4 protein-coding genes are annotated in these 6,409 nt (G+C 44.6%); 1 reads left to right on the top strand and 3 read right to left on the bottom strand.

Annotation, left to right across the window (positions count from 1 at the left end; genetic code table 11):
- Positions 1 to 171: 171 nt before the first annotated feature.
- Positions 172 to 1,062 (bottom strand): HTH-type transcriptional activator IlvY, encoded by an 891-nt coding sequence (ilvY, locus tag ACED59_RS11265; RefSeq protein WP_029223737.1) that lies wholly within the window; start codon positions 1,060 to 1,062, stop codon positions 172 to 174.
- A gap of 146 nt (positions 1,063 to 1,208) precedes the next feature.
- Here ilvY and ilvC point away from each other — a divergent pair, with 146 nt between their 5' ends.
- Positions 1,209 to 2,693: a ketol-acid reductoisomerase gene (gene ilvC, locus ACED59_RS11260; protein WP_371705150.1), complete on the top strand. Its 1,485-nt coding sequence runs from the start codon at positions 1,209 to 1,211 to the stop codon at positions 2,691 to 2,693.
- Positions 2,694 to 2,909: 216 nt separating this feature from the next.
- Here the strand turns inward: ilvC and ACED59_RS11255 are convergent, their stop codons facing one another.
- Both ACED59_RS11255 and ACED59_RS11250 read right to left on the bottom strand, forming a co-directional pair.
- Positions 2,910 to 3,161, bottom strand: a complete 252-nt coding sequence (locus tag ACED59_RS11255; RefSeq protein WP_009848085.1) for an accessory factor UbiK family protein — start codon at positions 3,159 to 3,161, stop codon at positions 2,910 to 2,912.
- A 119-nt stretch (positions 3,162 to 3,280) separates the two neighbouring features.
- Positions 3,281 to 6,403, bottom strand: coding sequence for a multidrug efflux RND transporter permease subunit (locus ACED59_RS11250; protein WP_009848084.1), 3,123 nt, complete (start codon positions 6,401 to 6,403; stop codon positions 3,281 to 3,283).
- Between the last annotated feature and the right edge of the window lie 6 nt (positions 6,404 to 6,409).

Raw genomic sequence — 6,409 nt, 5'->3', positions numbered from 1 at the left:
AAACCGGCAACCGTTAATAGCGGTTCTAGGGTTCAAATCCCTATCCCTCCACCACCATTGAAAAGCCCGCTGAGAAATCAGCGGGCTTTTTTCATATTTATCGTTTATGAAAAACAAAAAGAGCACTAATGTGCTCTCTATTATTTTCTTAACCAGCATATTTAAAGTTAACTAGTCAGGGAGATACTTTCCTTCGGCTACCTGCCAGAACGCTCTAATCAATGAGTTCTCAAGTTGAGATCGTTTACAGCAGACACCTAATTCAAAGGGTTTGATTGGTTCTATTTTTAAACGATCGACTTTATCTCTCACAGGGCTGTTGTTGATTACAACGTCTGGAGCGATACCAACCCCACAGCCAAGAGCAACCATACTTACGATTGCTTCATGACCTGATACCTGAGCGTAAATGTTGGGCTTTATCTTCATCTTTTTGAACCATGCGTTCGCACGTTCTCGTGCAGTACCTGCTTCTGGGATGATAAAAGGTACTTCATTCCAGTTTGGTTTCTCTGATTGCAGCTGCTGGCTAAAACTACTCACACCGGATGGGATGATGACTGACAGTGGTATATCGCTGATGGTTTCGAACTCTAATCTTGAAGGAAGAATGTCTGGCTTCGCTGAGATAGCAATATCTGCTTCATCATTTAAAATCTTGTCGATGGATTGAGCCGGATCGCCTGTAGAGAGCTTAAATTCAATGTACGGATGAATAGCTCTGAATTCGGTTATGAGCTCAGGTAGGTGGCTGTAACTAGCCGTTACCGAGCAAAATATGCGGATTTCACCTTTAAGTTCTTGCTCACCACCTTTCAGGTGAAGATTGTATTGCTGCCACTCTCCAACGATGCTTAATGCTACTGGCAATAGGTGCTTTCCTGCTGGAGTGAGATCAACACTGCGGTTATCTCTGATAAGTAATTCTTGCCCCGTTTCTTCTTCAAGCTTTTGTACCTGACGACTAAGTGCTGAAGGACTGACGTGCATAGCCGCAGCTGTTTTGCTGAAACTCTTGCTATCACATAAATGTATAAATAATTGTAGAGATTTTATGTTCATGTTTTGCGATCGTTTCCATGTTGCATTTATTGCAATAACTAATTGTGAATATATCACTTTCAGCAACGGAGTGTCTGTTTTAGTATGAAGTCATTCGATAGAGAGATATCGACCTTACGGACTTATTTTTAAAGGAGTGCCCTACAATGGCTAACTATTTCAATACATTAAACCTTCGTGAGCAACTAGACCAATTAGGTCGCTGCCGTTTCATGGATCGTGAAGAATTTACGACTGAAGCTGAATACCTTGAAGGTAAGAAGATCGTCATTGTTGGCTGTGGTGCTCAAGGCCTGAACCAAGGTCTAAACATGCGTGATTCTGGTCTAGACGTATCTTACGCTCTACGCCAAGCTGCAATTGATGAGAAGCGTCAATCATTCAAGAATGCTGACGAAAACGGCTTTGTAGTTGGTAGCTACGAAACGCTAATCCCTCAAGCAGACCTAGTTATTAACCTTACTCCCGACAAGCAACACACTAATGTTGTTGAGACAGTAATGCCTCTAATGAAAGAAGGTGCTGCTCTTGGTTACTCTCATGGTTTCAACGTTGTTGAAGAAGGCATGCAATTACGTGCTGACCTTACCGTTGTAATGGTTGCACCTAAGTGCCCAGGTTCTGAAGTACGTGAAGAGTACAAGCGTGGTTTCGGTGTTCCAACACTGATCGCTGTTCACCCAGAAAATGACCCTAAAGGCGAAGGCTGGGATATCGCTAAAGCTTGGGCTGCAGGTACTGGTGGTCACCGTGCTGGTTGCCTAGAGTCTTCATTCGTAGCTGAAGTTAAATCTGACCTTATGGGTGAGCAAACAATTCTATGTGGCATGCTACAAGCCGGTTCTATCGTATCTTACGAGAAGATGATTGCTGATGGCATCGAACCAGGCTACGCAGGTAAACTTCTACAATACGGTTGGGAAACGATTACTGAAGCACTTAAGTTCGGTGGCGTAACTCACATGATGGACCGTCTGTCTAACCCAGCTAAAGTTAAAGCGTTTGAGCTTTCTGAAGAGCTAAAAGACCTAATGCGTCCGCTTTACAACAAGCACATGGATGACATCATCTCTGGTCACTTCTCTAGCACAATGATGGCTGACTGGGCGAACGATGACGTGAACCTACTAGGCTGGCGTGAAGAGACAGGCGAAACAGCATTCGAAAACTACCCAGCTTCTGACGTAGAAATCTCAGAGCAAGAGTACTTCGACAACGGTATCCTAATGGTTGCTATGGTTCGCGCCGGTGTTGAGCTAGCATTCGAAGCAATGATAGCATCTGGCATCATCGATGAGTCGGCTTACTACGAATCTCTACATGAGCTTCCACTAATCGCAAACACAGTTGCTCGTAAGCGTCTTTACGAAATGAACGTTGTAATCTCTGATACTGCTGAGTACGGTAACTACCTATTCGCTAACGTAGCAACACCGCTACTACGTGAGAAGTTCATGCCTTCAGTAGCAACAGACGTAATCGGCCGTGGTCTAGGTGAAACATCTAACCAAGTTGATAACGCTAAACTAATTGAAGTAAACGAAGCTATCCGTAACCACCCTGTAGAGTACATTGGTGAAGAGCTACGTAGCTACATGAGCGACATGAAGCGTATCGCTGTAGGCGGTTAATTTGTCGCTTAGATACTGATAAATTTGCAGAAAAAGCGAAGCAGTATCACTAACTCCTTACAGGTTGGAGTTATAAATAAGCAACACAACATCTAATAAAAAGGCTTGGTCGCCGTTGACCAAGCCTTTTTGCTTTTAGTAACAAAGTCTTAAAAATCAATAAAATGAACATTGTTTGTTCAGTCTTCGTAGACTTTCAGTTTTCTTTCTTTACGCTTACTTGTCGGCAATCTTTGCTTCTAAGTCCGCTAGCTTTTGTTCCATTTCAGTCAGCTTTTGGCGAGTGCGCAGTAGTACTTGTGTTTGAACATCAAACTCTTCACGGCTTACAACGTCTAGCTTGTTCAGTTGGCCTTGGATAACCTGGCGAACTTTTTGATCTACATCTGAACCAAGCTCTTTTACTGGTTGAGGCATAGAATCGTGGATCTGCTTAGCAATCTGCTCTAGTTTTTTTGGATCAAACATATCAATTAAAACTCCTGAATATTTACCACTATTCTATTTAATCACACTTGCGATGTCGCCTATGGCGTACAAAAAAAGGCCACCGAAGTAGCCTTTTTATTGTTATTACGACTTAGTGATTACTTATTATCAGCTAATTCTCTGTGCGCTGCTTTTGCTTCATCGACGCGAGCTAGTTTTTCTAGGTCTTTGTCTTCAACAAATACAGGTAGAGGTTTGTGTTTTTCAGCCAAGTAGCTGTAAATCACAGGCAGTACAAATAGCGTGAAGAGAGTACCAATTGCTAAACCAGCAACGATTACGATACCAATACTGAAACGCTGAGCCGCACCCGCACCACTTGCGTACATCAGTGGGATTAGACCCGCGATCATCGCAGCGGTTGTCATCAGGATTGGGCGAAGACGAACCTTCGCTGCTTCCATTACCGCTTCAATACGAGTTTTTTGATTGTGCAGCTGCTCTTCTTTCGCTACCTCACAAATCAAGATACCGTGCTTGGTAATCAGGCCGACTAAGGTGATCAAACCAACTTGCGAGTAGATGTTCATCGTTGCCGCACCCCAAGCCAGAGCTATTAGGGCACCACAGATCGCCAGTGGTACAGATACCATGATAACCAGTGGGTCTTTCAGTGATTCAAACTGAATCGCCAATACCAAGAAGATGATTGCCAGAGCTAAACCAAAGGTCGCGTAAAGTGCGCTACCTTCTGTTACGTATTGGCGTGCTTCACCCATGTAGTCATGGTTGTAGCCACTTGGAAGCTTATTCGCTGCCGTGTCTTCAAACCACGCAATTGCATCACCCATTGCAGCGCCTGGAGCCGGTACCGCACCAATCGTAGCCGAGTTCAATTGGTTGAAGTGAGGAAGAGAGCGAGGCTCTGCCACAACATCAATCGTAATCAAACTGCCTAGAGGAACGGCGTTACCATCAGCGGCACGTACGTAGTAGTTGTTCATCGATTCAGGGTTTAGACGGAATTTACGTTCAACTTGAGGAATAACCTCGTAAGAACGGCCATTCAAGTCTATACGGTTCACGTAGCCATCAGACATCATGGTACCGAGCGTGATACCGATATCTTGCATGGTCACACCGTATGCGCCCGCTTTATCCTTGTCGATGTTGATCTTCATGGTTGCTGAGTCGTAATTCAGGTCGAGATCTGAATATACGAACAGCGGGTTTGAAGATACATCAGCCAGAATGTCTGTGGTAATTTGGAACAAGCTTTCAAAACTGTTTGGCGTTGTTATGACAAACTGAATTGGAAGGCCTGAACCAGCACCTGGTAGTTCTGGCATTTGGAATGCAGTTACCGCCATTCCTGGAACATCTTTTACCAAATTACCAACGCGGTTTGCTACGTCTGATTGGCTTGCTTCACGTTCGCTCCAAGGAACCATAGACGCGATACCAAATGCTTGGTTTGCATTTGGCACACCTGTAAATACCTGTGCGTAAGCAACTTCTGGCTGATCAGACAGAATCTGGTTTACGTCGTTCATGGTATTTTGCATGAAGTCTAAGTTTGCATTCGACGGTGCTGTACCCATCAACATGATTACACCTTTATCTTCTGAAGGTGCTAGCTCACTAGGGATGAATTTGAACAACAACGGTAAACTTGCAAATACGATGATAGCAAAACCAATAAATACTGGACGATGTTGCATTACCGCACCAAGCATACGCTCGTAACGGTTAGTCATGCCATCCAGCACGCTATGAACTTTCTGCTCAAACTTGCTTGGCTCAGCGTGAGCTTTCAGCATTTTTGAACACATCATTGGCGACAGCGTTAGTGCCACGATACCTGATACAAATACAGAACCGGCTAGGGTTAATGCGAACTCTTTAAATAGTGAGCCCGTGATACCGCCCATCATCGCGATTGGAGCGTATACCGCACCTAGCGTGAGTGTCATTGCGATAACAGGCACCGCAATTTCACGAGTACCGATGATCGCAGCGCGGAAAGGGGACTCTCCGAGCTTGATATGCCTGTCGACGTTCTCAAGTACTACGATCGCATCATCTACCACTAGACCGATGGCAAGTACCATTGCCAGTAGTGTCATTAGATTCCAAGAGAAGCCCATTGCCTGCATTACCATTGCCACACCAATCAAAGACAGTGGGATAGTAATGATAGGGATCAGTACCGCTCGGAATGAACCTAAGAATAAAGTAATTACTATCAATACGATTAATGCCGCTTCAAGGATTGTCTTAATAACCTCTTGAATTGACTCGTTAATCGCAATGGTTGAATCGTACATGACGTTCATTGAGATGTTGCTTGGTAGGTTCTTCTCTAGTTGAGGAAGAAGTTCAAGTACATCAGCAGCGATGTTGATAGGGTTCGCACTTGGCGCCGCATTTATCGCGGCTACAACCGCCTCTTGGCCGTTAGCACTTGCTCGGTAAACATCGTGACTTTTCTCAAGAGAAACCTTCGCGATATCGGATAGGCGAATGATCTCACCTTCTCCGCTTTTCACTACTAGATTCTCTAGTTCTTCAGTGTTTGATACCTGAGTATCGGCACTGCCGTTGTAAAGCACGAACTCACCGGTCGCTTGACCCGTAGCTGATTGGTAGTTGTTAGCGTTCAGTACTGTCATTACATCAGATGCAGTCAGACCAATCGCCGCCATTTTTGATGGGTCTAGCCATACGCGCAGTGCGTATTTCATACCACCATATAGATCAACCTTAGATACACCATTAACCGTAAATAGCTGCGGGTTGATTACACGCTCTAGATAGTCGGTAATTTGGCTCGACACCAACTCGTCACTGGTAAAACCAATGTAGAGTACAGCGGTTGTTGAACCGGTAGACATAGTTACGGTTGGATCTTCAGCCTCTTTAGGTAGCTGAGAACGTACCGAGTTTGTCTTGGCCAGTATGTCAGACAATGCCGCATTCGGGTCGGTGTTCAACTTCATGTTCACGGTAATCGTAGATTTACCTAGCACAGAAGAAGATGTCATATAATCGATGTTATCCGCTTGAGCCACAGCCTGTTCGAGGGGCTGGGTGATAAAGCCTTGGATAAGATCGGCACTTGCACCATAGTAACCAGTTGAGACTGTCACCACGGTATTCGTCATTTCAGGGTATTCACGCACCTGCATTTTGAAGATTGCTTGTAAGCCAAGCAGAGCAATCAAAAAGCTGATGGATACCGCTAGAACTGGACGTTTAATAAAAACATCAGTAAAGCGCATTGTGCC

Origin of the sequence: Vibrio sp. FF266, assembly GCF_041439695.1 — a bacterium.
In the GTDB taxonomy this organism is placed as follows: domain Bacteria; phylum Pseudomonadota; class Gammaproteobacteria; order Enterobacterales; family Vibrionaceae; genus Vibrio; species Vibrio tasmaniensis_A.
The sequence above is the reverse complement of the archived record's forward strand: the minus strand, read 5'-3'. Positions and strand labels throughout refer to the sequence as shown.

Coding starts and splice junctions, on each gene's coding strand:
- ACED59_RS11255 (WP_009848085.1), bottom strand. CDS start 3,161: ATGTTTGATCCAAAAAAACTAGAGCAGATTGCTAAGCAGATCCACGAT.
- ilvC (WP_371705150.1), top strand. CDS start 1,209: ATGGCTAACTATTTCAATACATTAAACCTTCGTGAGCAACTAGACCAA.
- ACED59_RS11250 (WP_009848084.1), bottom strand. CDS start 6,403: ATGCGCTTTACTGATGTTTTTATTAAACGTCCAGTTCTAGCGGTATCC.
- ilvY (WP_029223737.1), bottom strand. CDS start 1,062: ATGAACATAAAATCTCTACAATTATTTATACATTTATGTGATAGCAAG.